Origin of the sequence: Mesorhizobium sp. M8A.F.Ca.ET.202.01.1.1 (genome assembly GCF_004791595.1) — a bacterium.
In the GTDB taxonomy this organism is placed as follows: Bacteria; Pseudomonadota; Alphaproteobacteria; order Rhizobiales; family Rhizobiaceae; genus Mesorhizobium.
In genome coordinates this window covers 146,956-173,026 of record NZ_SRUN01000005.1, presented here as the reverse complement: position 1 = coordinate 173,026, position 26,071 = coordinate 146,956, and the positions used below count along the sequence as shown (strand labels likewise).

General features: G+C 64.5%; 28 protein-coding genes. 12 read left to right on the top strand and 16 right to left on the bottom strand.

The window, feature by feature from the left end:
• Positions 1 to 45: 45 nt before the first annotated feature.
• The 7 genes from EN845_RS13835 to EN845_RS13805 all read left to right on the top strand — a co-directional run bounded on the left by EN845_RS13835 (position 46) and on the right by EN845_RS13805 (position 6,018).
• Complete coding sequence (locus EN845_RS13835; RefSeq protein WP_127870547.1) at positions 46 to 780, top strand: GntR family transcriptional regulator; 735 nt, start codon at positions 46 to 48, stop codon at positions 778 to 780.
• Positions 777 to 1,259, top strand: a complete 483-nt coding sequence (locus EN845_RS13830; protein ID WP_127870548.1) for a DUF3830 family protein — start codon at positions 777 to 779, stop codon at positions 1,257 to 1,259. The genes EN845_RS13835 and EN845_RS13830 overlap by 4 nt, the downstream gene beginning before the upstream one ends.
• Positions 1,260 to 1,619 (top strand): TIGR04076 family protein, encoded by a 360-nt coding sequence (locus EN845_RS13825; RefSeq protein WP_127280858.1) that lies wholly within the window; start codon positions 1,260 to 1,262, stop codon positions 1,617 to 1,619.
• Positions 1,616 to 2,671 carry an aldo/keto reductase gene (locus EN845_RS13820; protein ID WP_127280859.1) on the top strand — a complete coding sequence of 352 codons (1,056 nt, stop codon included), beginning with the start codon at positions 1,616 to 1,618 and terminating at the stop codon, positions 2,669 to 2,671. Before EN845_RS13825 ends, EN845_RS13820 begins: the two co-directional genes overlap by 4 nt.
• Before the next feature lie 4 nt (positions 2,672 to 2,675).
• Complete coding sequence (locus EN845_RS13815) at positions 2,676 to 3,101, top strand: DUF4440 domain-containing protein (RefSeq protein WP_127280860.1); 426 nt, start codon at positions 2,676 to 2,678, stop codon at positions 3,099 to 3,101.
• Between the two features lie 47 nt (positions 3,102 to 3,148).
• Positions 3,149 to 4,408, top strand: a complete 1,260-nt coding sequence (locus EN845_RS13810; protein WP_127870549.1) for an ABC transporter substrate-binding protein — start codon at positions 3,149 to 3,151, stop codon at positions 4,406 to 4,408.
• 206 nt (positions 4,409 to 4,614) lie between these two features.
• Positions 4,615 to 6,018: an FAD-binding oxidoreductase gene (locus EN845_RS13805; RefSeq protein ID WP_127870550.1), complete on the top strand. Its 1,404-nt coding sequence runs from the start codon at positions 4,615 to 4,617 to the stop codon at positions 6,016 to 6,018.
• Positions 6,019 to 6,035: 17 nt separating this feature from the next.
• Here the strand turns inward: EN845_RS13805 and EN845_RS13800 are convergent, their stop codons facing one another.
• From EN845_RS13800 to EN845_RS13765, 8 genes are all read right to left on the bottom strand, one after another.
• On the bottom strand, positions 6,036 to 6,836 hold the full coding sequence (locus EN845_RS13800; protein ID WP_127870551.1) for an ABC transporter permease: 801 nt from the start codon (positions 6,834 to 6,836) through the stop codon (positions 6,036 to 6,038).
• Entirely contained in the window at positions 6,833 to 7,666 is an 834-nt protein-coding gene (locus EN845_RS13795) for an ABC transporter permease (protein WP_245511737.1), read from the bottom strand. Before EN845_RS13795 ends, EN845_RS13800 begins: the two co-directional genes overlap by 4 nt.
• 35 nt (positions 7,667 to 7,701) lie before the next feature.
• Positions 7,702 to 8,805, bottom strand: coding sequence for an ABC transporter ATP-binding protein (locus tag EN845_RS13790; RefSeq protein WP_127870553.1), 1,104 nt, complete (start codon positions 8,803 to 8,805; stop codon positions 7,702 to 7,704).
• A 76-nt stretch (positions 8,806 to 8,881) separates the two neighbouring features.
• On the bottom strand, positions 8,882 to 9,907 hold the full coding sequence (locus EN845_RS13785) for an ABC transporter substrate-binding protein (RefSeq protein ID WP_127870554.1): 1,026 nt from the start codon (positions 9,905 to 9,907) through the stop codon (positions 8,882 to 8,884).
• Positions 9,908 to 9,960: 53 nt separating this feature from the next.
• Positions 9,961 to 10,959 carry an AraD1 family protein gene (araD1, locus tag EN845_RS13780; RefSeq protein ID WP_127870555.1) on the bottom strand — a complete coding sequence of 333 codons (999 nt, stop codon included), beginning with the start codon at positions 10,957 to 10,959 and terminating at the stop codon, positions 9,961 to 9,963.
• 32 nt (positions 10,960 to 10,991) lie between these two features.
• Complete coding sequence (locus tag EN845_RS13775) at positions 10,992 to 11,771, bottom strand: SDR family oxidoreductase (RefSeq protein WP_127870556.1); 780 nt, start codon at positions 11,769 to 11,771, stop codon at positions 10,992 to 10,994.
• Positions 11,772 to 11,782: 11 nt separating this feature from the next.
• A complete protein-coding gene (locus tag EN845_RS13770) occupies positions 11,783 to 13,510 on the bottom strand; it encodes an IlvD/Edd family dehydratase (protein ID WP_127870557.1) in 1,728 nt (575 codons plus the stop codon).
• Positions 13,507 to 14,298: a FadR/GntR family transcriptional regulator gene (locus EN845_RS13765; RefSeq protein ID WP_167531350.1), complete on the bottom strand. Its 792-nt coding sequence runs from the start codon at positions 14,296 to 14,298 to the stop codon at positions 13,507 to 13,509. The genes EN845_RS13770 and EN845_RS13765 overlap by 4 nt, the downstream gene beginning before the upstream one ends.
• Positions 14,299 to 14,359: 61 nt before the next feature.
• Here EN845_RS13765 and EN845_RS13760 point away from each other — a divergent pair, with 61 nt between their 5' ends.
• A complete protein-coding gene (locus tag EN845_RS13760) occupies positions 14,360 to 15,289 on the top strand; it encodes an aldose 1-epimerase (RefSeq protein ID WP_127870558.1) in 930 nt (309 codons plus the stop codon).
• Between the two features lie 25 nt (positions 15,290 to 15,314).
• Here EN845_RS13760 and EN845_RS13755 read toward each other — a convergent pair whose 3' ends face one another.
• The 8 genes from EN845_RS13755 to pcaQ all read right to left on the bottom strand — a co-directional run bounded on the left by EN845_RS13755 (position 15,315) and on the right by pcaQ (position 23,399).
• Positions 15,315 to 16,760, bottom strand: a complete 1,446-nt coding sequence (locus EN845_RS13755) for an aldehyde dehydrogenase (RefSeq protein ID WP_127870559.1) — start codon at positions 16,758 to 16,760, stop codon at positions 15,315 to 15,317.
• 35 nt (positions 16,761 to 16,795) lie between these two features.
• Positions 16,796 to 17,581, bottom strand: coding sequence for a coniferyl-alcohol dehydrogenase (locus EN845_RS13750; protein WP_127870667.1), 786 nt, complete (start codon positions 17,579 to 17,581; stop codon positions 16,796 to 16,798).
• Between the two features lie 2 nt (positions 17,582 to 17,583).
• Positions 17,584 to 18,645 carry a branched-chain amino acid ABC transporter permease gene (locus EN845_RS13745; protein ID WP_127870560.1) on the bottom strand — a complete coding sequence of 354 codons (1,062 nt, stop codon included), beginning with the start codon at positions 18,643 to 18,645 and terminating at the stop codon, positions 17,584 to 17,586.
• A complete protein-coding gene (locus EN845_RS13740; protein ID WP_127870561.1) occupies positions 18,642 to 19,538 on the bottom strand; it encodes a branched-chain amino acid ABC transporter permease in 897 nt (298 codons plus the stop codon). Before EN845_RS13740 ends, EN845_RS13745 begins: the two co-directional genes overlap by 4 nt.
• Positions 19,535 to 20,263, bottom strand: coding sequence for an ABC transporter ATP-binding protein (locus tag EN845_RS13735; protein WP_127870562.1), 729 nt, complete (start codon positions 20,261 to 20,263; stop codon positions 19,535 to 19,537). The genes EN845_RS13740 and EN845_RS13735 overlap by 4 nt, the downstream gene beginning before the upstream one ends.
• Complete coding sequence (locus EN845_RS13730) at positions 20,260 to 21,003, bottom strand: ABC transporter ATP-binding protein (RefSeq protein ID WP_127870563.1); 744 nt, start codon at positions 21,001 to 21,003, stop codon at positions 20,260 to 20,262. Before EN845_RS13730 ends, EN845_RS13735 begins: the two co-directional genes overlap by 4 nt.
• A gap of 21 nt (positions 21,004 to 21,024) precedes the next feature.
• A complete protein-coding gene (locus EN845_RS13725; protein ID WP_127870564.1) occupies positions 21,025 to 22,341 on the bottom strand; it encodes an ABC transporter substrate-binding protein in 1,317 nt (438 codons plus the stop codon).
• A gap of 140 nt (positions 22,342 to 22,481) precedes the next feature.
• Positions 22,482 to 23,399 carry a pca operon transcription factor PcaQ gene (pcaQ, locus tag EN845_RS13720; RefSeq protein ID WP_127277753.1) on the bottom strand — a complete coding sequence of 306 codons (918 nt, stop codon included), beginning with the start codon at positions 23,397 to 23,399 and terminating at the stop codon, positions 22,482 to 22,484.
• A gap of 93 nt (positions 23,400 to 23,492) precedes the next feature.
• On the opposite strand from pcaQ, the gene pcaD reads away from it, so the two are divergent.
• From pcaD to pcaG, 4 genes are read left to right on the top strand one after another with little or no spacing between them, the layout of a single operon-like run.
• On the top strand, positions 23,493 to 24,302 hold the full coding sequence (gene pcaD / locus EN845_RS13715; protein ID WP_127870565.1) for a 3-oxoadipate enol-lactonase: 810 nt from the start codon (positions 23,493 to 23,495) through the stop codon (positions 24,300 to 24,302).
• Entirely contained in the window at positions 24,295 to 24,705 is a 411-nt protein-coding gene (gene pcaC / locus EN845_RS13710; RefSeq protein ID WP_127870566.1) for a 4-carboxymuconolactone decarboxylase, read from the top strand. The genes pcaD and pcaC overlap by 8 nt, the downstream gene beginning before the upstream one ends.
• On the top strand, positions 24,698 to 25,450 hold the full coding sequence (gene pcaH / locus EN845_RS13705) for a protocatechuate 3,4-dioxygenase subunit beta (protein WP_127870567.1): 753 nt from the start codon (positions 24,698 to 24,700) through the stop codon (positions 25,448 to 25,450). The genes pcaC and pcaH overlap by 8 nt, the downstream gene beginning before the upstream one ends.
• On the top strand, positions 25,450 to 26,064 hold the full coding sequence (gene pcaG / locus EN845_RS13700; protein ID WP_127870568.1) for a protocatechuate 3,4-dioxygenase subunit alpha: 615 nt from the start codon (positions 25,450 to 25,452) through the stop codon (positions 26,062 to 26,064). The genes pcaH and pcaG overlap by 1 nt, the downstream gene beginning before the upstream one ends.
• The last annotated feature ends 7 nt before the right edge of the window (positions 26,065 to 26,071 follow it).

The window sequence follows — 26,071 nt, the reverse complement described above, 5'->3', positions numbered from 1 at the left end:
TTTAATTTCATCCGCAAGCCGAAAACCCGCCGAGAACGGAATTCCATGCAAAAGGCTGCTGTCGGAAAGAACAACGAGGCGATCGCGGCCCAGCTCGCGCCGGTCGGCCGCGAAACGGTGCAGGATCGCGTCTATTCCGAACTGCGGCGCGCGCTGATCGGCGGCCTGTTCGAGCCAAGCCAGGTGCTGACGATCCGCGGTCTGGCCGATGCGCTGGTCACCTCGACGATGCCGGTGCGCGAAGCGCTAGGCCGGCTGATCACGGAGAAGGCGCTGGAGGCGCTGCCCAACCGCTCAGTGCGCGTGCCGCCGATCACGCTGGAACGTCTCGACGATCTCCTGCGTGCCCGCGTCCTGATCGAGGGCGAGGCGATCGCGCTGGCCGCGGCGCGCATGGGGCCCCGCCAGATAGCCGCCATCGAAACCATTCTGGCTGAATGGGACGAGATGCGGGCGCTGAAACACAAGAAGGATGTCGACCGCGAAGTGACGCTCAACCAGAGCTTTCACTTCGAGATCTACCGATCCTGCGGCTCGGCCGTGCTGATTCCGATGATCGAGAGCTTGTGGCTGCAATCGGGGCCATGCATCCGCGTCGCCATCTACGCCTTCTCGGAAGCCGGCGAGGTCGACACCGCCCAGTATCACCGCCGTATCGTCGAGGCGCTGACCACGCAGGACGCGCATGCGGCGCGCGAGGCGCTGGCCGCCGACATCAGCCGGCCCTTCACCTTCCTGCGGAACAAGCTGCAATCCGCCGCCGCGAAAGCCCAGACATGACCTCCATCAGGATCAGTGAGCCTCGTTCGAAGCTTTCCGTCACCGCGCTCCTGTTGCCCGGGAAAGCGCCGGAAAACGCCGCCTTTCTCACGGCGTATCTGGCCACGCCACGCGTCGTCCCCGGCATCCACGCGATGTGGACGGGACCGGAGATTTCCTGTCCGGTTCCCGCCGCCGATCTTGAAGGCCAAACCTATGCCAAGCCCTTGCCGGCGGAGAACGCGACGCTGACGCCGCAGCCGGGCGACATCGTGCTGTCCTACGTGCCGCCACGCATGTGGGGCGGCAATCCCAATGCCATCTTCGACATCGGCCTGTTCTACTGGCAGGGTGCTCGGCTTCTGTTCCCGATCGGCTGGCTGGCCGGCAGCGTGGTGGCGCAGGTGCTTGCCGAGGAGCGCGATCAATTCGCCGCCGCGTGTGGGGTGATCCGGCGTAACGGCGCCTGCGAAATCACCTTTAGCCTGGTGGAGGGTTGAATGGCTGAACGCGACGACAGTTTCGAGCTCTTCGATCTTCGCGTCGAGGCGGTCATCCCCGAGGGCAAACCGATCTACTGCGGCGCCAAGGCCGGCGATTATTTCGAGCTCAAGGGCGAGATGCTGTCGATGCCGGCGGGGCAGGGTTTTTCGATCTATTCGCTTGCCGCGGTGCTGCCGCTGCTGGCGGCGAAACAGCGCCCGACCCACCGGAACGACTGGATGACCTCGGACGCCGAGATCGCTTGTCCCGATCCCAATTGCGCCAGCCGGTTGCGGATCGTCAGGCTGGCCAAGCGGCGGTTCAGCCATGCCGAAACCACGGCCGTACCGCTGCCGAAGGAGAATGACCGGACATGACCGCCAAGGCCTTCGAGCTCAGCCCCGGCTATACCGTCTCACGTGTCATACGAGGCGGCTGGCAACTGGCCGGCGGCCATGGCGCCATTGATCGGAGCCAAGCGGTGACCGACCTGATCGCCACCTTCGATGCTGGGATTTGGACCTATGACTGCGCCGATATCTACACAGGCGTCGAGGAACTGATCGGCGCCGCGCGGTTGCGGCTGGCCAATGAACGCGGCCTCGATGCGGCGGCCAAAATGAAGGTGCACACCAAGCTGGTGCCCGACCTGGAACGGCTGGCCAACATCAGCCGCGATTATATCAGGGGCATCGTCGACCAGTCGCTGCGGCGGCTGAAGACCGAGCGGCTCGATCTCGTCCAGTTCCACTGGTGGGATTATGCGATGGCCGGCTACGTCGAGACGATGGGCTGGCTCGAGGAGCTTCGGCGCGAGGGCAAGGTGCGCAATCTCGGCACCACAAATTTCGACACGCCACGGCTCGCCGAAATCCTGGCCGCCGGCATTCCGCTGGTCAGCCAGCAGCTGCAATATTCGGTGCTCGACCAGCGTCCGGCGAACAGCCTCGCGGCACTTGCCGAGAAAAACGGTGTCAGTTTCCTGTGCTACGGATCTGTAGCCGGCGGCTTCCTTAGCGACAGATGGCTTGGCGTGGCCGAACCTGTCACGCCGCTCGAAAACCGCTCGCTGGTCAAATACAAGCTGATCATCGATGATTTCGGCGGCTGGGACCTGTTCCAGCAACTGCTCCAGGCACTCAAGGTCGTCGGCGACCGCCACGGCGTCGACATCGCCACGATAGCCAGCGCCTGGGTGCTGGAGCAGCCGCAAGTGGCCGCCGTCATCGTCGGCGCCCGCAACCAGGCGCACGCGCTGGCCAATGCGGAGATCATGGATGTCGTGCTCGACGCCGATGACCGGGCACGGATTGCCGCCGCCATCGCGCGGGGCACCGGCCTTGAGGGGGACGTCTACACGCTGGAGCGTGACCGCCACGGCCGCCACGGCTCGATCATGCATTACAATCTGAACGCGGGCCGGGTGTGAAACCATGGACGACGACAGGCTGTTTTCGCAGGCCAGCGCCGAGATCATCGACCTGCACCGCTTTTTCGTCGACTGGTTCGTCGCCGCGCGGGCCGACAAAGTGGATTTCGGCCGCTTCGAAGCCGTCATGGGCGAAGGCTTGACCATGATCGCACCAGGCGGCCAGATCCTCGACCGCGATGCCGTGATCGACCATGTGCACTCCAGCCGCGCCACTTGCGACGACGGCTTCGCCATCTCGATCGAGGACATCAAGCCCGGATGGCAGGATGGCGATACGATCGTCGTCCTCTACGTCGAGGCGCAGTCGCGTGGCGGCAGGCATAGCCGCCGCCAGTCTAGTGCCGTTTTCACCACCAGTTCATCGGCGCCCAATGGCGTTCAATGGCGGCATCTGCATGAAACCTGGCTGCAGGTGCCGGAACACTGAGACTTTCCAGACGTCAAATCAGTTCGTGTAACTCAAGGGGAACAACAATGAGAAAGACGATACTCCAACTCACCACCGCGCTTGCTCTTGTCACGATTGCCGGTGCTGCGCAGGCCGCCGACTGCAAGATCACCGTCGGCCTCGTCATGGAACTGACCGGTCCGGCCGGCGAATATGGCCAGGCCGGCGCCAAGTCGGTCGAAATGGCCTTCCGCGACATCAACGATGCCGGCGGGGTGCGCGGCTGCGATCTCGTCACCGATACCCGTGACAGCCAGAGCCAGGGCAACATCGCGGTCGACGCCGCGACCCAGCTGGTCCAGGTCAAGAAGGTGCCGGTCATCATCGGCGGTATCATTTCCTCGGTGTCGATTCCGATCCTGACCTCGGTCACCGCTCCGGCCAAGATCGTCCAGGTCTCGCCGGCGTCATCCTCGCCGACGCTGACGACACTCGGTCGCGACGGCAAGACCAACGGCATCTTCTTCCGCACCATCACCTCGGATGCGCTGCAGGGCGTGGCCGCCGCCAAATACGCCATCGACAAGGGCTTCAAGAAGCTGGCGATCATCCACGTCAACAACGACTTCGGCGTCAACATGGTGGCAGAATTCTCGCGTGCCTACAAAGCGCTAGGCGGCACCATCGTCTCCGACACGCCCTACAATGAGAAGCAATCGAGCTATGCGTCCGAGGTCACCGCGGCGATGGGAGGCGAGCCGGACGGTCTCTATCTCGTCAGCACGCCGGTCGATGGCGCCACCGTTGCCCGCACCTGGATTTCCCAGGGCGGCGTGCAGAAGTTCCTGCTCAATGACGGCATGAACAGCCCTGACTTCATCGACTCCGTCGGCGCTGATTATCTGAAGGATGCCTATGGCACGTCCTCCGGCACCAGCCCGACCGCCTCGACCGAGTATTTCACAAAGAACTACAAGGCATTCTCCGGCATCGAACCGTCGAACCCGGCGGCCGACCGTTCCTATGATGCCGGCGCCATCGTCGGCCTGGCCATCGCCATTGCCGGCTCCGAGGATCCAGCCAAGATCAAGGATGCCATGTACAAGGCGGTCGACCCTGCCGGCACGCCGATCTATGCCGGCAAGGAGGAGTTCGCCAAGGCGCTCGGCCTGATCAAGGATGGCAAGCCGATCCGTTACGAAGGCGTCATCGGCCCTGTCGCCTTCGACAAGTTCGGCGACATCACCGGCCCGTTCCGGCTGTGGAAGATCGTCGACGGCAAGGTGACCACCGACGGTGAAATGACCACCGACGATGTCAACGCCCTGCAGGCCAAGCTTCGGTGAGCTGGACAGTACTTCCGGCATCAACCGCGTTTCTTCGCGATTGATGCCGGCATCGCCTGGCCAATATCGCTTGCACGGCGCGCCATCACGAATAGGATCGGCCGGCTGCAATTGAAGGATGCGAGCGTGTTGGACAAGGGTACCCATCGGGCCGTCCGGTCGGTGTATGCGGATGACGCGTTTTGCCACACGGGCGCCTGAGCCCGATGTCGCCTGAAACACAACGACTTCTGTCCGCGCTTGGCGATCGGCTGGGCGCGGGCGGCGTGCTCGCCGGCTCTGATGTCGACCAGCGCTACCGTGACGATCCCGACGGCAAGCTTGGCTCGCTGCCCGAAGTGGTGCTGCGTCCGCGCGATACCGTTGGTGTGGCGGCAGCACTCGCTGGCTGCAACGCTCTCGGTCAGTCGGTCGTCATCCAGGGCGGGCGCACCGGACTGGCCGGTGGCACACGTGTGCAGCCGGGCGAGATCGTGCTGTCGCTGGAGCGGATGACCGGGCTTGCCGCCCCGGACATCCAAGCCGCCAGCATTATCGCCGAAGCCGGCGCCACGCTGCAGGCGGTGCAGGAGGCGGCCGACAACGCCGGGCTGATGTTCGGCGTCGATATCGGCGCGCGCGGTTCGGCCACGGTCGGCGGCAACATCGCCACCAATGCCGGCGGCATCCGCGTGCTGCGTTATGGCATGTACCGGGCGCAGGTGCTGGGGCTGGAAGCGGTGCTGGCCGATGGCAGTGTGCTGTCCTCGCTGAAGGGCCTGTCCAAGGACAATTCCGGCTATGATCTAAGCCAGCTCTTCATCGGCGCGGAAGGGACGCTTGGCGTCGTCACCCGCGCCGCGCTCAGGTTGCATCCGAAGCCTGCCTCCGAGGTGAACGCCTTCTGCGCGCTGCCTTCGCTCGATGCAGCGATCGCCTTGCTTGCGCTGCTGCGGCAAAAGCTCGGCCCGCTTTTGTCCGCCTATGAGGTCAACTTCGCGCCGCTCTACGACGTCATGGTTGCCAGCATGGCCATGCCGGCGCCGCTGCCGGCTGGCTCACCCGTCTATGTGCTGGCCGAAATCCAGGGCAGCGAGCCGGATCGCGACAGTGAGCGCTTCGCCGAAGTCTTGATGCAGGCGGTCGAGGACGGCGTCGTTGACGATGTGGTCGTCTCGCAATCGCCGCGCGAATTCCGCACGCTGTGGGATGTGCGCGAAGACGCCAACCGCGTCCTGTTTTCGATCAAGGGCCTGATCGGCGTCGACATCAGCATCCCGCTGGCGCGCATGGGAGCGTTCCTGCAGGAAGCGGATGCCGCCATCCATGCCGTCGATCCCGGCGCCGACATCTATGTCTTCGGCCATCTCGGCGACGGCAACCTGCACTATCAGGTCCTGACGATGGATCCGGCGGCGGCCTATGGAATCATCTATCGCGGCGTGGCGGCGGCCGGAGGCGGCGTGTCGGCCGAGCATGGCATCGGCCTCGACAAGAAGCAGTGGCTGCATCTGGTGCGCAGCGACGCCGAAATCACTGCGATGCGGCGGCTGAAGTCGGCACTTGATCCGAAGAACATCCTCAATCCAGGACGAGTCTTCGATCTCGGCCCGGCTGCTTCTGCCGGATGATCATCCTGGCTTAAACCTCAATTCCGTTCCGTCGCCATCTGCCTGGGAATGAGAAAACGGGCGGCGAGCACGCAGAGCAGGACAGTGAACATCAGGATCAGCGCCACCAGCGCGTTGATGTCGGGCGAGAAGCCAAGCCGCATCATCGCCCACAGCCTGACCGGCAGCGTGCTTTGCGTGCCGGTGACCAGGATGGTGATCATCGTCTCGTCGAACGACAGAGCGAAGGCCAGGATGGCGCCGCCGACCATGGCGCTCGACAGGTTCGGCAGGATGACGCGCCAGAAGGTCTGCCAGCCGCTGGCGCCGAGATCGTAGGAGGCCTCGACCAGCGTGCGGCTCATCGACTGCAGCCGCATCAGCACGGTGCGATAGACGATCGCCAGCACGAAGACCGTGTGGCCGATGACGACGGTCAGCAGCGACCGTTCGAGGCCGATCTCGCGGAAGAAGATCAGCAGCGCCAGGCCGCTGATGATCGGCGGCATCAGGAACGGCAGGAAGATGATGAATTGCAGAACCGAACGGCCTGAGCGGCGGCCGTGGTAGTAGAGCGCCAGCAGCGTCCCGCTGACCACCGACAGGATTACGGTGCAGACGCCGACGATCATCGTGGTGCGCAGGGCGGCCAGGATGTCGTGGTTACCCGCCAGCGCCACATAGGTCGAAAGGGTCGGCGACGACCAGTCGACATTGCCATGTGAAACGACGAAGAACGACGACACGATCGGCACGAACAGCGGGCTGTAGAGCAGAACCGCGACCAGTGACGTGATCGCAGCCAGGAAGATGGTGGAAGGCCGGGGCAGCGCACTCATACCGACGTCCCCCGGCTGCGTCCGAACCGTTCGCCGATGAGGATGGCGGCGATCACCACGATCGCAAGCGCCACCGACAGCGCCGCGCCGAACGGCCAGTTATAGGCGGTGCCAAACTGGCTGTAGAGGATGCGGCCGAAGGTGAAGCCGCTGATTCCGCCGACCATCTGCGGCGTCAGGAAATCGCCGATCGCTAGCACGAAGACGAAACTCGCCGCCGAGGCGACGCCGGGCAGGCTGAGCGGCAAGGTGATGCGCAGGAACGTCTGCAGGCTGCTGGCGCCCAGATCGTCCGAGGCACGTAGCAAGGTCTGCGGAATCCGCTCCAGCGAGAGGAAGATCGGCAGGATGGCGAAGGGGATCAAGAGCAGGCTCAGCGTCAAAAGGATAGCGTTCATGTTGAAGACAAAAAGCGTTGACGGCTGATCCAGGATGCCGAGCGCCACCAGCGCCTTGTTGAGGAAGCCGTTGAGGCCGAGGATGCTGCGGATCGCATAGATCTTGATGACGTAGCTCATCAGCAGCGGCACCAGGAGCAGCATCAGCAAGGCGTAACGCCACCGTCCTTTCAGCGTCGTCAGGAAATAGGCGGCGGGATAGGCGAGCAGGATGCAGATCACCGCCACCGACACGCACAGCACGATGGTGTTCCAGAACACCGGCAGAAAGATCGGATCGGTGAAGAACCTGACATAGTTGCCGAGCGTCGGAGAATGGACGATCGTGCCCTGGTCGACGCTGAAGAAACTGTAGACCAGGAAGATCGCCAGCGGCACGAGGACGAAGACCACCGGCAAGGCGAAGGCCAGCACCGTCACCAACTGCGACAATCGCCGTTCCGCCGCGTGTGTCGACCCGGCTCCGCTCATGCCAGCACCAGATGGCCTTCATGCGGCGCAAAGCAAAGCGAGACCGTCTCGCCTGATTTCAAAATACTGCCGTCGATCCGACTCGGCATGCGCAGCCGCAGGCGCTGCGCGGCGTTGTCCGCGCCCGCCATGATCGTGGCGACCGTCGACGAGCCGGCAAAGGCCAGATCGGCGATGATACCGGAAAAGCGGTTGTCGTCATCATTGGCATCAGCAAGACGCAAGGCTTCGGGACGGAACGCCGCGAAGGCGCTGGCGCCGTCGGCGGCGGCCTTGAGATGCGGCTGACCGCTGATCGAGCAAACCAGGCGGCCAAGCGCGGTCTCGATCGGCCGCTGCTTGCCCTGCACGGGACCGAGCTTTCCGGCCACCAGATTGTTCTCGCCGAAGAAGCGCGCCACGAACTCGCAGTTCGGCTTGTAGTAGAGCTCGTGCGGCGTGCCGAGCTGGCGGATATGGCCGGCCTGCATGACGCAGATCCGATCGGCCATGCCGATCGCTTCTTCCTGGTCGTGGGTGACGAACAGGAAGGTGGTCTTGATCTCGCGCTGGATGGATTTCAGGAACTCCTGCATCTGCCGGCGCAGTTCGAGATCGAGTGCCGCCAACGGCTCGTCGAGCAGGATCAGGCGCGGCTGGCAGATCAGCGCCCGGGCGAGCGCGACGCGCTGGCGCTGGCCGCCGGAAAGCTGCGCCGGAAAGCGGTCGGCGAAACGTCCGAGCTGCACCAGTTCGAGGGCTTGCGCTACACGGCTCGCGATCTCCTTGCGCTTGATATGGCGCACCGAAAGCCCGTAGCCGACATTGCCGGAAACGGTCATATGCGGGAACAGCGCATAGTCCTGGAACACGGTGTTGAACGGCCGCTTGTTGATCGGCATGCGGCTGATCTCCTGGCCGTCCAGCCGGATTTCGCCCGCGGTCAGCGGCTCCAGCCCGCCGATCAGCCGCAGGACCGTGGTCTTGCCCGAACCTGACGGCCCAAGAACGGTGAGGAACTCACCGTCCCGGATCGACAGGTCGATGTCGTGCAGCACGGGAACCGTGCCGTAGGATTTCGAGACGGACCGCAGCGTCAAGAGGTCGGTGTTCTGGTTCATGGAATATTCTCGCATACGCTTCGGCGGTCCGGAACGTCCGGACCGCCGGGTCCTTCGAGGTCAGGCGCGGAAAAGATCAGGGCGTCGCCTTGACCTCATTCCACATGTCCGAACGCTTGAGCGGGTCCTCGACATTGTTGAGCCAGACCAGCTTGTCGTTGCCGCCGGCGCTGCTCGACTCGACCACGGTGTTGCCGAAGCCGGTACGCTCGGAAAGCTCGCCGCCGATCTTCTTGCTCAGCATGAAGTCGATCCACTTCTCGGCCGCCGCATTGTCGCGGACGCCCTTGGAGATCACCCAGTTGTCGAGCCAGGCAAGCGCGCCTTCGCTCGGGTTGACGTAGGCGACATGGGCGCCGATCTTCTGCAGCGCCTTGATCTGCTGCTGGCCGTAATTGGCCCAGATCAGGGCGACGTCATTGTTCTGGTAGATCTGCTGGGCCTCGTCGGCGGTGGTGTAGAAGCTCAGCACATTGCGCTTGAGTTCGACCAGCTTGGCCTTGACCGCCGCCATCTGTTTTTCGTCGAGATTGAACGGATCCTTGTAGCCGAGCGTCAGTGCGGTGAACGAAAAATTGTGCTCGCCATTGTCATAGGCGAGGATCTTGCCCTTGTAGGCCGGATCCCACAGCACCGACATCGAGGTCGGCGCCGGCTTGACCTTGTCGGTGTCGTAGATCAGCCCGATGGAATCGAAGCAGAACGGAATGCCGTAGACCTTGCCGTCCTTGGTGTCGCCGCTGACCTGCGACAGGTCGCGGAAGCGCGGCAGCACGTCCTTCTGGTTCGGCAGTTTCGCGATGTCGATCGGCGATACCAGATCGGCCTTGATGTAGCGCTGCAGCTGGGCGGTGTTGACGGCGAAGACATCGAAGTCCTGCCCTTCGCTGCCCTTGATCTTGGCCCAGATCTCGTCATCGCTGCCGATGAAGACGACGTCCACGCCGATGCCGGTGGCGGCGGTGAAGTCCTTCACCCAGTCCGGGTCGGCATAGCCGTCCCAGGCCAGCACGCGAAGGTTCGCGGCCAGCGCCGCCGATGTCATCAGGCCGATGCCAAGCCCAATCGTCGCTAATTTCAGAAATGCTTTCTTCAGTCCCATTTTTAATCTCCCATTGTCGTTCTGGTGGACCGTAATTTCCGGGGCTTTTGCCGTCACAGCTGGGTGACGGCGACCAGTCCCTCGTCCGGCACCGACACCATCCGGTTGCGCAGCGGCTTGCCGAATGCCTGTGCCTGGATTTCATACTCGTCGCCGGAAGCCGTCTTGATACCGGAGGCGTAGCTCATCACCGCCGCCCCGAAGAAATAGGCGTGCAGGTCGCCCGCCCTGCGGTGCATGGGGTAGCGGAAATGGAAATGTTCGAGATTGGCGATCGAGTGCGACATGTGCGCTTCGCCCGACAGGAATTCCTGTTCCCAGATGACCGCGCCGTCGCGCAGGATGCGGGAATGGCCGCGCACTTCTTCGGGCAGGTCGCCGATCAAGAGCTCCGGACCGATCGAGCAGGAGCGGAGTTTCGAATGGGCGAGATAGAGGTAGTTCTCGGCCTCCGTCACATGGTCGGAATATTCATTGCCGAGCGCATAGCCGATGCGATAGGGGCGGCCATCAGGCCCATTGAGGTAGAGCCCGACGATCTCGGCCTCCTCGGCACCGGCGCGTGCGAAAGCCGGCATGGGCAGATCGGCGCCGGGCGGCACGACACAGGTGCCGACACCCTTGAAGAACCATTCGGGCTGGATTCCGATCTTGCCGGCGCCGGGCTTGCCGCCTTCCAGGCCCATGCGGAAGATCTTCAGCGAATCCGATTCCTCGGCGTCCTCGCCATGGGTCAGCACATGCATCTTGTCGCGCGCGGCGGCACTTCCGGTATGGGTCAGGCCGGTGCCGGTGACCAGGAACCGCGCCGGCTCCGGGTGGTCGACGGGGGCGAGCACGCGGCCATCGCGCAGCAGTTCGCCATAGTCGACCGTGGCCGCACCCGTCCGCTTCTCGACCAGGGCCGTGATCGATGCACCCTGGGCAATCGCCGCTTCGGCGAGTTCCAGCACGGTGCTGGTTTTGTCGAGCGGATGCAGGCGGTTGCCGTCATCGGAAACCCGGCCGACCCGCCTGCCGCCATCGGGCGTTGTGTACTGTACCAGACGCATGAAATACCCTTCTTCCTTTGAGGCTGTACCGGTCACACCCAGCCAGCATCGACGATGAACTGCTGGCTCGTGCACATGCGGCTGTCGTCGGCGGCGAGGAACAGCGCCATGCGCGCGATGTCGGAAGGCTGCAGCCGGTCGGGCAGGCACTGCCTCTCGTCGATCTGGCGTTCGCCGGCCGGGTTCAGCCACAGGCTCATCTGGCGCTCGGTCATCACCCAGCCCGGCACCATGCAGTTGACGCGGATGCGCTCGGGGCCGAGTTCGCGGGCCAGCGCCCGCGTCATGCCGTACACCGCCGCCTTGGCGGTCACATAGGCGGGGCAATCGGGATCGCCGACCATCCAGGTGATGGAGCCGAAATTGATGATCGAGCCGCCGCCCTGCGCGCTCATCTGCGGGCGCACTGCCTGGGCCGCGAAGAACTGGTGGCGCAGATTGACCGCCATGCGGTCGTCCCAATACGCCACCGTCACGTCCTTGGTCTGGTGGCGGTCGTCATTGCCGGCATTGTTGCAAAGCACCTGGATCGGGCCGTTGTGCTGCATCGCCTCCGCGGTCGCCGCCTGCAACTGCTCGACATTGCGCAGGTCGCAGGGAATGAACAGCGGCGCGGCATGCCTCTCGGTCACGATCGCATCGACCAGGCGCCGCGAAGGCTCCTCGGCCAGATCGGCGAAGGCGACGCGGCTGCCTTGCGCACAGAAATGGCGCACCAGGCTTTCGCCGATGCCGCTTCCGCCGCCGGTAATGAACACGCTGCGGCCCTTGAGGCTGGGATAGGTCGCGTAGCTGCCGATCTGATCCGTCATCGCGCGCCTCTCTAGTGGGAATGCCGGGGGACGCCGGCATCGCGCCGGCCGACGAGAAAGTCGAAGTCGCAGCCCTTGTCGGCCTGCAGCACGCGCTCGACATAGAGGCTCTGGTAGCCGCCCAGCGGTGGCGTCGGGGGCTTCCAGTCACGGCGGCGGATGGCCAGTTCTTCATCCGACACCAAAAGCTCGAGACGACGGCCGGCAACGTCGAGCTCGATGAGATCACCGTCACGCACCAGGGCAAGCGTGCCACCTGCCGCGGCTTCGGGCGCCACATGCAGCACCACCGTACCGTAGGCCGTGCCGCTCATGCGCGCGTCCGAAATGCGCACCATGTCGGAGACGCCTTCTCTAAGCAGCTTGGCCGGCAGCGGCATGTTGCCGACCTCGGCCATCCCGGGATAGCCGCGCGGCCCGCAGTTCTTCAGCACCATCACCGAGGAGGCATCGATATCCAGTTCCGGATCGTCGATGCGGGCGTAGTAGTGCTCGATATTCTCGAAGACGACGGCCTTGCCACGATGCTGCATCAGCTCGGGCGTTGCCGCGGACGGCTTGATGACCGCTCCGTTGGGCGCCAGATTGCCGCGCAGGATCGAAATGCCTCCCTCCTTGGTCAGCGGCTCGCTCAGGGGCCGGATGACCTCACGGTTGTAGTTGGGCGCACCGTCGATCAGTTCACCGATGGTCTTGGCGCTGACGGTCATGGCGTCGCGATGAAGAAGCCCCACTTCATCAAGCGACGCCATGACCGCAGCTAGCCCCCCGGCATAGTAGAAATCTTCCATCAGGAACCGGCCCGACGGCATCAGGTCGACAATGGTCGGAACGTCGCGGCCAAGGCGGTCCCAGTCATCGAGGCTGAGATCGACACCAACCCGGTTGGCGATGGCGATCAGATGCAGCACCGCATTGGTCGAGCCGCCGATCGCGCCATTGACGCGGATGGCGTTCTCGAAGGCCTGCCTGGTGAGGATCTGCGAAATCGTCACGTCGCGGCGGACGAGATCGACGATCTGGCGTCCGGCCAGCTGGGCGAGCACGCCACGGCGCGAATCCACGGCGGGGATCGCGGCGTTGTCCGGCATGCCGATGCCGAGCGCTTCCACCATGCTTGCCATGGTCGAAGCGGTGCCCATCGTCATACAGCTGCCCGCCGACCGGCTCTGGCCCTGCTCGGCGGCGAGGAAGTCGGCGACCGGCATGCGGCCGGCCTTGACCTCCTCGGCGAATTTCCAGACATGCGTGCCGGAGCCGATATCCTGTCCACGGAACTTGCCGTTGAGCATGGGTCCGCCTGACACGGCGATGGTCGGCAGGTTGCACGAGGCAGCCCCCATCAAGAGCGCCGGCGTGGTCTTGTCGCAGCCGACCAGCAGGATGACGCCATCGATCGGATTGCCACGGATGGATTCCTCGACATCCATGCTGGCGAGGTTGCGAAACAGCATGGCGGTCGGGCGCATGTTGCTTTCGCCCAGCGACATGACCGGGAATTCCAGCGGCAGGCCGCCGGCCTCGTAGACGCCACGTTTGACGTGGTCTGCCAGCGCCCGCAAATGCGCATTGCACGGGGTCAGTTCCGACCAGGTGTTGCAGATGCCGATCACCGGGCGGCCGTCGAAAGCGTCTGCGGGAATGCCCTGATTCTTCATCCAGCTGCGGTGCATGAAGGCATTCTTGCCCTCACCGCCGAACCAGGCTTCGGACCGCAGTTTGCGTTTGGTTTCGGTCACGATTGCTGGCCCCGGTCGTTGCGGCGTTTGTTGCGGTTCTCGACGCTGCGGCGCACGTCGTCCTCCGCATTGTCGATGAGCACCAGCAGCGCCTTTTGCGCGCCGGCGGCGTCGCCGGCGGCAATCTTCTCGGCCACTTCCCGGTGCAGCGGCAAGGAATGGCGCTGGCCTTCCGGATTGTCGTTGGAAAGGCGAAAGCTCATTACCAATGCGGTCTCGACCAGCGCCGCCAGCGAGCCGATCAACTCGTTGCCGGTCATGCGCAGGATGGTCTGGTGGAACACCAAATCGGGCTTGGCGAAGCGGTCGCCATCGTCGCTGACTGCTTCCATTTCGGCCAGTGCCGCATGGATCTCGGCGATCTGCGCCTCCGTTGCACGCTGCGCGGCGAGGGCTGCCGACATCGGCTCGATGGCGCGGCGCAATTCGAACAACGCCCGCACATCCTCGGCGCTGACACCGCCGGCATAGCGCCAGGACAGGACGTCGGGGTCGAGGAAATTCCAGTCGGCGCGAGGCCGCACCCGCGTGCCGGTCTTTGGCCGCGATTCGACCAGCCCCTTGCCGGCCAGCACCTTGATCGCCTCGCGCAGCACCGTGCGGCTGACCCCCAGCATCTCGCTGGAATCGTCGGCATTGGGCAGGGCCTCGCCGGGGAGGAAGTCGCCTTGCACGATCCGCAAGCCGATCTGCTCGACAACGGTGGCGTGCAGCGCGGTGGAGCCGCTGGAAACCGCCACGGCAACCCGTGACGTGCGTGCCGTGCTGAACGATTTTCTATTCTTCATACTATTCATATGATATGTCTTATCGCCATGGCGATTGGAGTCAAGGGATTGGGGAGTGCCAATGACAAAGAATTCCGCTGTGGCCGTCGCGCAGCGCACGGAGCTGGTCTCGATCAGTGACGGCATCGCGACGGTCGAGATTGCTCCGGCAGCCGGCGGAGCGCTGGCGTCGTATCGGTGGTGGCAGGATGGTTCAGCCGTGGATTGGCTGCGCCCGGCCGATCCAGTGGCGATCAGCCGTCGCGATGCTGGCGCCATGGCTTGCTTTCCGCTCGTTCCCTACTCCAACCGTATCAGGGGTGGCCGCTTCGAATTCGCGGGGCGTTCGATCCAATTGCCCAGCCAGCCTGACGATCCGCACTACGAGCATGGCCATGGCTGGCGTCGCCCATGGACGGTCGTCAGTCACCAAGCCAGCATGATCGTCCTGCGCTGTCGGCACACCGCCGATACCTGGCCATGGAGCTATGAAGCCGAGCAAGCGATCTCGCTGGCCGACGGCAGGCTTTGCATGACCATTGCGGTGCGCAACCTGTCGGACGCGCCGATGCCGGTGGGCTTCGGCCTCCATCCGTATTTCCCGTCGACACCGTGGACGCATGTCCAGGCCCGGGTATCAGGCATGTGGGAAACCGATGCGGAGGTCCTGCCCATCCGGCATGTCCCGCCGCCTGCTGGGGCCGATCCATCCATCGGCTTTGACGTATCGGAGGTCGACTTCGACACGGTCTTCACGGGATGGACGCGCCGCGCCCGAATCTCCTGGCCCGAACACGAACGGCAGCTGGACATCGAGGCGGAGGCGCCGCTCGATTTCCTCGTCCTCTACACGCCGCCGGGCGAACCGTTCTTTTGCGCCGAGCCGGTCAGCAACATCACCGACGCTTTCAACCGGATGGATGACGAGAAGATCCATACCGGCTGCATCGTACTGGCGCCTGGCCAGAAGCAATCCGCCAGTATTCGCTTCACACCGTCGCTGGCTGTTTGACGGTCAGCCGTCCAAAGCAGTCCGGTCAGAACGGATAATGCTGGCCAGGGTCCTCGATCGTCACCCAGCGCAAATCGGTGAATTCGGCGATCGAGGCCTTGCCGCCGAAACGGCCATAGCCGGAGCCCTTGACGCCGCCGAACGGCATCTGCGCCTCATCGCCGACCGTCGGTCCGTTGATATGGCAGATGCCAGCTTCGATGCGGGCGGCGACGGCAAACGCACGTTTGATGTCGCGGCTGAAGACGGCTGACGACAGGCCATATTCGGTGTCGTTGGCGACCCGCACGGCCTCGTCCTCGCCCTTGACGCGGATCACCGGCTTGACCGGTCCGAAGGATTCTTCCGAATAGACGCGCATCGTCGGCGTCACGTGATCGAGCAGCGTTGCCTCGACCACGGTACCGCTGCGCTTGCCACCGGCGACAAGCTTGGCGCCCTTGGCCACGGCATCGGCGACAAGTTCTTCCATCTTGTCGGCCGCCTGGCTGCTGATCAGCGAGCCCAGCACGACATGGCCGCGCGGATCGCCCGCCGGCAGCTTCGAGGCGCGGGCGGCGAGCTTGGCGACGAACTCGTCGGCGATCGTTTCGTCGACGATCAGCCGCTCGGTCGACATGCAGATCTGGCCCTGATGCATGAAGGCGCCGAAGGTCGCGGCATTGACCGCCGCGTCGATGTCGGCATCGTCCAGCACAACCAGCGGCGCCTTGCCGCCGAGTTCGAGAAGCGCGGGCTTCAGGTGCCGGCCGGCGAGCTCGGCGATGATCCGGCCGACCTTGGTCGAGCCGGTAAAGTTGACGCGTTTCACCGCGGGATGCGCGACCAGCGCTTCAACGATACCGGCAGCGTCTTTAGGATCGTTGGTGACGACGTTAATGACGCCCTTGGGCAGCCCTGCCTCGACCAGCACCTGGCCGATCAGCCGATGCGTGCCCGGGCACATTTCGGAGGCTTTCAGCACCACGGTGTTGCCGCAGGCGATCGGCATGGCCACGGCGCGTGTCCCGAGAATGACCGGCGCATTCCAGGGTGCGATGCCGAGGCATACACCGGCCGGCTGGCGGATCGCCATGGCGAGCGTGCCCGGTTTGTCGGACGGAATGATCTCACCCGAAATCTGCGTCGTCATGGCCGCAGCCTCGCGCAGCATGTTGGCTGCCAGCATGACGTTGAAGCCGGCCCAGGGGCCGGTGGCGCCGGTCTCTTCCATCATCAGCCTGGTGAATTCACCGACCTTGGTGGCCATCACATCGGCCGCTCTGGAGAGCAGTGCCCGGCGCTCGCCGGGCCCGGTCTTCGACCAGGCGGAAAAGGCAGCGGCGGCTGCTTCGACGGCGGCGTTGGCATCGGCCACGCTTGCCGCCGCCGCGCGCGTCGCCAATTTGCCGGTGAACGGGTCCATGCGCTCGTAGGAAGCCTTCCCTGTTGCCGCCTTTTCGTCGCCGTCGATCAGAAGTCCGATATCCATTGTTCTTTCCCTCGCTCTCGATGGAGCTTCACAGATTAGAAGCCGAGCACTTCGGCATTGATCGATGCTTCGAGGCCACCGTCAACCGGCACATTGGCGCCATTGACCCAGCGCGCGCCGTCCGAGCACAGGAACAGCACGACAGGCGCGATGTCACCCGAAGTGCCGGTACGTCCGACCCGGGCGATATCGCTGTCGACGCGGGCATCGCCAAGCACGCTGCGGAACTGTTTCAGGATCGGTGTTTCGACCGGGCCAGGGCTCACCGCATTGACGCGGATGCCACGGTTCCTGAACAGCTCCTGATGTGCCGCGCGCATCGTCCACAGGAGCAGCAGTTCCTTGGACACGGGGTAGCCTTCCTCGTTCTTCATCGCGTGGTCGGCGACCACTTTGGCGACATCGGGGAAACCTTCGATGCCGACCATCGAGACGGCGCGGTTGAGATTGGCGCGCCAGCCATAACCGGCGATCGAGGCGACGTTGACGATGGCGCCGCCTTCGCGAAGGCTGGGCGCAAGCCCTTCCGAGAGCGCACGCAGACCGAAGAAGTTGACGGCCAGCGTCGAGGCCGCACCGGTGTTGCCGGAGAGGCCGGCGACGTTGCAGAGTGCATCGATGCGCTGCGGCAGGCGCGCGATGAGCTCATCGACGCCCGCCTTCGACGAGATGTCGGCTTTGACGAAACTGCCAACCGCTGCGGCCGGCTCGCGCACATCGGCGCCGATCACGTCGGCGCCGAGCTGGCCGGCAAGCTCCGCCGTGCGTGCGCCGATGCCGGAGGCAGCCCCGGTGATGAGGATGGTCTTGCCGAAAAGCATGCTCATGCCTTCTCCTGATATGTTGTGGCTTGCTGCGACGGGATCATGCCGCCGTCGGCGACGTTCGCCGGCAGCTTGACGCGGTAGCCGACCGGCAGCAGGCGCAGCCCAAAGCGCTCCTCGATCGTTCCCCACAGGCCGCGCGGCAGGAAAAGCGAAAACAGCACGGCGGTGGCGCCGAGGCCGATCAGGTACCAGACGCCGGCGCCGCCGAACCAGGTCTCGATGAGGAAGAAGACCAGCGCGCCGAGAATGGCGCCCTCGAACGTGCCGATGCCACCGACCAGAACCATGAAGATCATGTAGGCTGTCCACTGCACGTTGAAGTAGGTTTTCGGCTGGAAGGTGATGGAGGTCGCCAGCCACAATGCGCCGGCAATGCCGATGCCGAAGGCGGCAAGCACGAACAGCAGCCGCTTGGTGCCGGTGACGCGCACGCCGACCGAAGCGGCCGCATCCTCATTGTCGCGAATGGCGCGGATGGCGACGCCCGTGCTGCCGCGCAGCAGGCCGAAGAGGGCAGCGAGCAGGGCCGTCATCGAGGCCAGCGCCAGCCAGTAGATGGTCACCCGCCTTATCGAGGCATCGTAGACGTTGAGCGAGATCAGCGAGGTGCCGGTTTCGCCCTGCACCAGCCGGTCGAGATTGACCAGCAGATGGGTGAGCGCCGCGATCACCCACATGCCGATGGCGAACTCACCGTTCTTGAGCCGCAGCATGAAGAGCGACAGCGGCCAGGAAACCGCGCCGACGATAATTCCCGATGCAAAGAGCGCCAGGAAAGGATTGAGACCGGCATCGGCAAGACGGATGGCGAAATATGCGCCAAGCCCGAAGAACACCTGCTGGCCGACCGAGACCAGCCCGCCGAAACCGGCCAGCGCGTTCCACATCGCCGCCAGGATCACATAGATGAACAGCGCCGTCATGCGGTCGACCGCGCCGGCCGAGAGGAATTGCGGCGCGATGGCGAGCAGCGCGATGACGATGGCCACGGCGATAGCCGCGATGCGCGAGGTCGCGGTACCACGCTCGATCATGGGCGAAGTCGGACCGACGCTCATGGTGCGCTCCGGGAAGGCAGGTGCAACAGTCCGCGCAGGCCAAGGCCGGATGCCGAAAGCCGCACGAACAGCACGACAAGGAACACGGCATGGCCGCCGATCAGAAATCCCTGCGGATGCACTTGCGCGCCGAGCGTCTGGGCCAGCGCCAGTGCGATGCCGCCCATCAGCGTTCCCCACAGCGACCCGGCGCCGCCGATCACCGCCGCCTCGAAGGCGAACAGCAATTGCGGCGCGCCGGCATAGGGATCGAAGGTCGCGCGCATGCCGAGGAACGCGCCGGCAAGGCCGACGGTGACCATGGCGATGGCGGCAGCAACGGCGTTGGCACGCCGTGCATCGACGCCGACCAGGCCGGCGGTGTCGGGGTCTTCCGAGGTGGCGCGGATCGAGCGGCCAAGCCGGGTGCGGGTCAGGAATAGCTGCAGCCCGCCAAGCAGGACCACGGCGGTGGTGAACATGATCACCGCGAGCTTGCCGACATAGATGCTGCCCGGCCATTCCCAGGAATCATAGGACAGGCTGCCGATGAAGGGCGCCAGCGAACGGGTGTCGGCGCCGAACTGTTGGAACAGCATGTTGTCGATGACGATGGCGAGGCCGAACGTGGTCAGGATCGGCAGCAGGGCGCCGCCGCGCGCGCTGCGCTCGAGCAGGAAGCGCTGCAGCGCCCAGCCGATCGCGGCCATCACTGGCAAGACGATGAGCAGGCCGAGAAACGGCGGGATGTGGAACCGCGAGGCCAAAAACCACAGCGCATAGGCGGCGAACACGGCAAGGCTGCCATGGGCGAGGTTGATGATGCGCATCACCGAAAACATGAAGGACAGGCCGCAGGCGATCAGCGCGTAATAGCCGCCGAGCAGGATGCCCTGGATGATCTGGTTGCTCATGCGGGAACGCTCCCGGTGCCCTTCCGGTGCAGGCCGAAATAGGCTTTCGTCACCGCGTCGCGCGAAACGCTCCTGCTCGGCCCTTCGAGCGCGATGCGCCCCTCCAGCATGCAGATGACCTTGTCCGAAACCGACAGCGCCCGATTGAGGTCCTGTTCGACGAGGATGATTGTCGTGCCCGAAGCGATCAGCCCCTGAAGTGCCGCATAGACACGGTCGACGATCAGCGGCGAAAGACCAAGCGAAACCTCGTCGAGCAGCAGCACGTCGGGATTGCTCATCAGCGCCCGGCCGATCGCCGTCGCCTGCTGCTCGCCGCCGGAGAGATGACCGGTCTTGGCGTGTCGGCGCGGCTTCAGATTGGGAAACATGTCCAGCACTCTGTCGACGCTCCAGTCGCCCGGCCGCCCAGTGGTCTTGCCCAGCAGCAGGTTCTCCTCGACCGTCATCCGCACGAAAAGTTTTCGCCCTTCCGGCACCAGCGCTATGCCCATGCCGACGCGTCTGTGCGACGGCACGCTGGTGAGATCGGCGCCATCCAGAAGCACACGGCCGGCCGCCGGCTGGTGCGCGCCGGCGATGGCCCTGAGCAGCGTCGTCTTGCCGGCGCCATTGGCGCCGACCAGCGCCAGCGTTTCGCCGCGCTTGACGCCGAAGCTGACGCCGCGCACCGCCTGCAGCAGGCCGTGCCGGACAACCAGGTTCTCGACCGACAGCAGGCTCATTTCGGGCCTCCGCCGAGATAGGCGCGCACGACCTCCGGGTCGGCCATCACCGTTTGCGGCTCGCCATCGGCGATGATCCTTCCCGCGTCCATGCAGATCAGCCGTTCGGCCACCTGCAAGAGGATGTGCACGATATGCTCGATCCAGACGATGCCGATCTTGCGCCGGCGCAATTCCTTGATCGTGTCGACAAGCTCGCCGGCTTCGCCATCGGTCAGGCCGCCGCCGATCTCGTCCAGCAGCAGCAGCGTTGGCCGGGCCGCCAATGCGCGTGCCAATTCCAGACGTTTCCGGTCGAGCAGGCCGAGCGTCTCGGCGCGCCGGTTGGCGACCCCAAGCATGCCGCACAGCTTCAGCGAGCCGAGCGCCTCCTCATAGGCCTCGTCGCGGCCGAGCCCCGCGCCATGTGACGCGGCAACAAAAACATTCTCGAAGGTGGTCATGCCGCTGAATGGTTTCGGCACCTGATGCGTGCGCACCAGGCCCAGCCGGCAGCGCGCCGTGGCCGGCAGCGCTGTTACATCGCCGCCCTTGAAGGAGACCGAGCCGGCGCTCGGAGGAAAGGCGCCTGAAAGCACGCTGAGCAGCGTGGTCTTGCCGGCACCGTTCGGGCCGACAATGCCGACCGCCTCGTCGGCGGCCATAGCGAAGTCGACGGCCTCCAGCACCACGAGCGCGCCGAAGCGCTTGTGGATGCCGGCGGCGGCGAGAACAGCCTGTTGTTGCGGATGGGTCACCAGGTGGTCCTCGTCAGCGGTCCATCAGCCGTTGTAAGGCAGAAGCTTGGCTTCGACCGGAACGTTCGGATCGGTGGCGTTCTCGGTCACGACGTAGTCGAGCGGGAACTTGCTGCCTTCCTTGGCGGCAATCCATTGCGTGCCGATGATCGGGCCGGGCGACACGTTGGCCACCGGGCCGCCGGTGAAGTCGACCTTGCCGATCATGGTTTCGGTCTTGAGCGTGCTCAGCGCCTTGGCGACCGCCGCCTTGTCCTTGGCATTGGAGCTCGCTTTCAGCGCCTCGAAGCCGGCGTCGAGCAGCGACATCGAGGCGCCGAGCTGCTGCGTCCATTGTTTGCCGCTCGCCGCCTCGTAGCCGTCGGCAAGCTCGGTCCCCGAGACGCCGGTCAGCGGCGACTTGTATGGAAAGGCCTTATGCCAGTAGGCGGCGCTCGAAATCTTCATGCCGAGGTCGCCGAGCGCCTCGATGTCGGAGGGAAACAGCCCGGTCTTGGCGACCTGGCAGATCTTGATCTGCTTGATCAGGCCTTGCTGGGCCGCCTGACGCCAGAAGGCGGCGAAGTCAGGCGGGATCGGGAACGAGTTGAAGATCTCGACGCCTTCCTGCTTGAACAGCGCGATCTGCGAGGAATAATCGGTGGTGCCGGTCTCATAGGCGCCCGGGTCGACGATGGTGAAACCCTGCTTGGCCAGCAACGGCGCGAGATGAGCTCGGATGGCGTTGCCGTCGGCGTCGTTCGGATACATGACGCCGACCTTCTTGTTGGTCTCGATCAGGTTCCACTGCGAGACGTAGGCCCTGAAGAATTCGTCGACCCCGAAGCCGAAATGATAGGTCCATTTGAACGGCGAGGGCGCGCCGGGCTTGGCGCCGCGGCCGAAATACCAGGCTTCCCACGGCATGACCGTCGACAGGCACGGCACGCCGGCGGCTTCGCAGGCATCGGCCACCGGGTTGATCACCTCGGGCGTCGATACCGCGAGCATCAGGTCGATGGCCTGGTTGTTGATCAGGTCCTTGGCGAGCTGGCCCGCGCGGGAGGGATCCGATTGCGTGTCCTGGTCGAGGATTTCCACGCTGTATTTCTTGCCGCCGAGCTCGATGCCGCCGGCCAGCGCCTTGCGGGCTAGGTCGAGCACATAGCCGTCGGTCTCGCCGAAGCCACCGAGCGGTCCGGTGCGCGGGCTGACGAAGCCGACCTTCAGCGTGTTCTCAGCCTGGGCGAAGGCCTTGCCGCCACCAAGCGCGAGTGCCGCGCCGCCAGCCATCGAGGTGGCGAGAAACTGGCGCCGCGACACGCCACGAATACTGGATCTGCTACTGCTAGCGTAGGTCATGCATTCCTCCCTCTGTGGTCCTCCATCGGTACAGTGCACCAGTGATTTGGTTCGGTAAAATGATATTTTGCGGTGTTTCATTAACCCTGGGGTTAGCGGATTCCTGAGGGAAGACGGAGCCCGTCTGACCAGTCGATGCCTTAGCTGCCCGATCTGGCCGCCTCGCGAATGGTTTGCAGCAGAATGGTGAAGGCCGGCGAGGGGGCGGTGTCGGTGCGCATCGTCAGGCCGACCGGCCCCTTGGTCTCGTCGGTGTCGACCGGCAGGGAGACGAAGGCGCCGTTGGCGATCTCGTTGGCGACCACGCCGGCCGAAATGATCCACACCGCATTGCTCTGCCGCATGAAGGCGCGGCCGAACGAATCCGAGACCGTCTCGATCTCGGTGGCCGGCGCGGTCATGCCGTTGGTTATGAACAGGCGATCGACAAAGGGCCGGATGACGGATTCCCGGGTCGGCATCAGCACCGGAAATTCGTCGAGGCTGGCGAAGATGTCGGCCCCCGGCTCCAGTAGCGGATGTCCGGCCCGCACCACGAACAGCACTTGTTCGGAGTAGAGATGTTCGAAGAAAAAGCCGGTCATGTTCTCGGGCGCCGCCAGCCGTCCGACGACGAGGTCGAGCGCGCCGGTGCGCAACTGTTCGAGCAGAACGGCGTTTTCGCCTGTGACGATCTTGAGCGCGGCGCCGGTATTTTCCCGCAGGAACAGGCTCATGGCTCGCGGCATGACCTTCGCCGACACGGTCGGCAGCGCGCCGATGCGGATCGGATGGCGATTGACGGCGCCGTCCTGGCGGACGGAATCGACACCGCGCTTGAGAGCCGTAATCGCCGAACCGGCATGGCCGAGGAAGATCTCGCCAAGCCTCGTGACGCGGATGCCGCGCCCGTCACGCTCGACGACGGCGACACCCAGCGCGTCTTCCAGTTCACGCAGCGTCTTGGTCACCGCCGGCGCGCTGACATGCAGAAAATCGGCGGCGCGGGCCACGCTGCCTTGTCGCGCGACTTCCAGGAATGCCTGCAGGTGACGGAACCGGATGCGGCTCTCGGACATGAATTTGATAACCCCTGAGTTAATGAAACGGCGCAAAATATCATTTTACCGAACCAAACGCCTTGTGCAATGTGGAGATGGAGGATTGAAATCGTGCCATTCGTCACCCTTGGCGGCATCACGCTGCATCACCGATATGTCGAGGCGAACGGCAGGACGCCACCGGTGGTGTTCATCAATTCGCTGGGCACCGACTTTCGCATCTGGGACGAAACTGTCTCGGCGCTTGAGGGGGAAATGCCCTTGCTGGTCTACGACAAGCGCGGCCACGGACTGTCCGACATCGGTGACATCAGGTCGATCGACGATCATGTCGACGATCTCTCGGCGCTCATCGATCATTTCGGGTTGGAGAAGGTCGTGCTGTGCGGCCTGTCGGTCGGTGGCATGATCGCGCAAGGGCTCTATGCCAGGCGGCCCGAAATCGTCGAGGCCATGATCCTGTGCGACACGGCCCACAAGATCGGTACGACGGACAGCTGGAACACACGCATTGCGACGGTCGAAAGCAAGGGCATTCAGGCCGTTGCCGATGGCGTCCTCAAAGTGTGGTTCACCCCTGCCTTTCACGCGGCGCGGGTGGCCGAGCTTGACGGCTACTGGAACATGATGACCCGGCAATCGCCCGCCGGCTATATCGGGACTTGCGCGGCGGTTCGCGACGCGGATTTCACCGATGCCGCACGCCGCATCGCGGTGCCGACGCTCTGTATCGCCGGCGACCAGGATGGCTCGACACCACCCGATCTCGTCCGTTCGCTGGCCGCCCTGATCCCCGGTGCGCGTTTCGAGATCATCCGCGACGCCGGGCACATTCCCTGCGTCGAACAACCCGAGGCGCTCACCGCCCTGATCCGCGATTTCATCGCATCGCTTGCCCCTGGAGTACAAACCCATGGATGAAGTCCCCGGCAACGCAGCCAGGTATCGCACCGGCCTTGCGGTGCGGCGCGCCGTGCTCGGCGATCCGCATGTCGACCGGGCCGAGGTCGCTGCCACCGATTTCGACCAGCCTTTCCAGGAACTGATCACCGAGGCTGCCTGGGGAACGGTGTGGGCCAGACCAGGCTTCAGCAAGCGCGAACGCTCGATCGTCACGCTGGCGCTGCTGGCCGCACTCGGCCATGATGAAGAGGTCGCCTTGCATGTGCGCGCCACCGCCAACACCGGTGCGACGCGCGAGGATATTTGCGAGGCCTTCCTGCATGTCGCGATCTATGCCGGCGTGCCGGCGGCCAACCGCGCCTTCAGGATTGCCAAGGAGGTGTTTGCGGAAATGGACGCAGACAAGGCTGCCCATGGCTGAGCCCGGCTCCAACCGGACGCCGGAAACCGGCGCCTTCTTCCAGCGCGACCGCCAATGGCACCCGCCGGCGTTCACGCCGAGTTACAAGAGTTCTGTGCTGCGTTCTCCACAGAAGGCATTGCTGTCATTCGACAACACGCTGTCGGAACTGACCGGCCCGGTGTTTGGCCATGCCATGATCGGTGAACGCGACAACGACCTGATCCACAATTTCGCCAGGCCGGGCGAGAGCGCCATCGGCGAGCGCATCATCGTCCATGGACGGGTGCTCGACGAGCGCGGCGTCGGCGTCCCCGGTGCACTGCTTGAGTTCTGGCAGGCCAATGCCGGCGGCCGCTATCGCCATAAGAAGGACGGCTATCTGGCGCCGCTCGATCCGAATTTCGGCGGATGCGGCCGCACCCTCACCGGCGAGGACGGCGCCTATGCCTTTCGCACAGTCCGGCCCGGTCCTTATCCCTGGCCGAACGGCCCGAACGATTGGCGGCCGGCGCACATCCATTTCTCGGTTTTCGGCCACGGCTTCGCGCAGCGGCTGATCACGCAGATGTATTTCGAGGGCGATCCGCTGATCTGGCGCTGTCCGATCGTCGGCGGCATTCGCGACAAGGCGGCCGTCGAAGCGCTGATTGCCGCGCTCGACATGCAATCGACAATCCCGATGGACGCGCTTGCCTACAAATTCGATATCGTGCTGCGCGGGCGCCGCTCGACGCTGTTCGAAAACAGACCGGAGGGCAATTGATGGCGCAGCCGCTCGACCGGCCGAAGGAGAGCCCTTCGCAGACCGCCGGACCCTATGTCCATATCGGGCTGACGCCGAATTTCTGCGGCATCGGCGGCGTCTATGAGGACGATCTTGGCTCGGCCATGGTCAATGAGCGGACCAAGGGCGAGCGCATCGAGCTGCGCATTCGCGTGCTCGACGGCACCGGCACGCCGTTGAAGGACGCGCTGATCGAGATCTGGCAGGCGGATGCCGACGGGCTCTACAATTCGCCGGCCGAGATGCGCGGTGCCGCCGATCCGAACTTCTTCGGCTGGGGCCGTTGCCCGACCGACATGGAAACCGGGCTCTGCGCGTTCGAGACGATCAAACCAGGCCGCGTGCCGTTCCGCGACGCTCGCCTGATGGCGCCGCACATCACGCTCTGGATCGTCGCGCGCGGCATCAACCTCGGTCTGCATACACGGCTCTATTTTTCCGACGAGGAAGAGGCCAATGGCGAGGATCCGATCCTGGCGCGTATCGAGCACCGCGTTCGCGTGCCGACGCTGATCGCCGAGCGCCAGGGCGACGCCTATATCTTCGATATCCATCTCCAGGGGGAGAAGGAAACCGTCTTCTTCGACAGTTGATGGACGC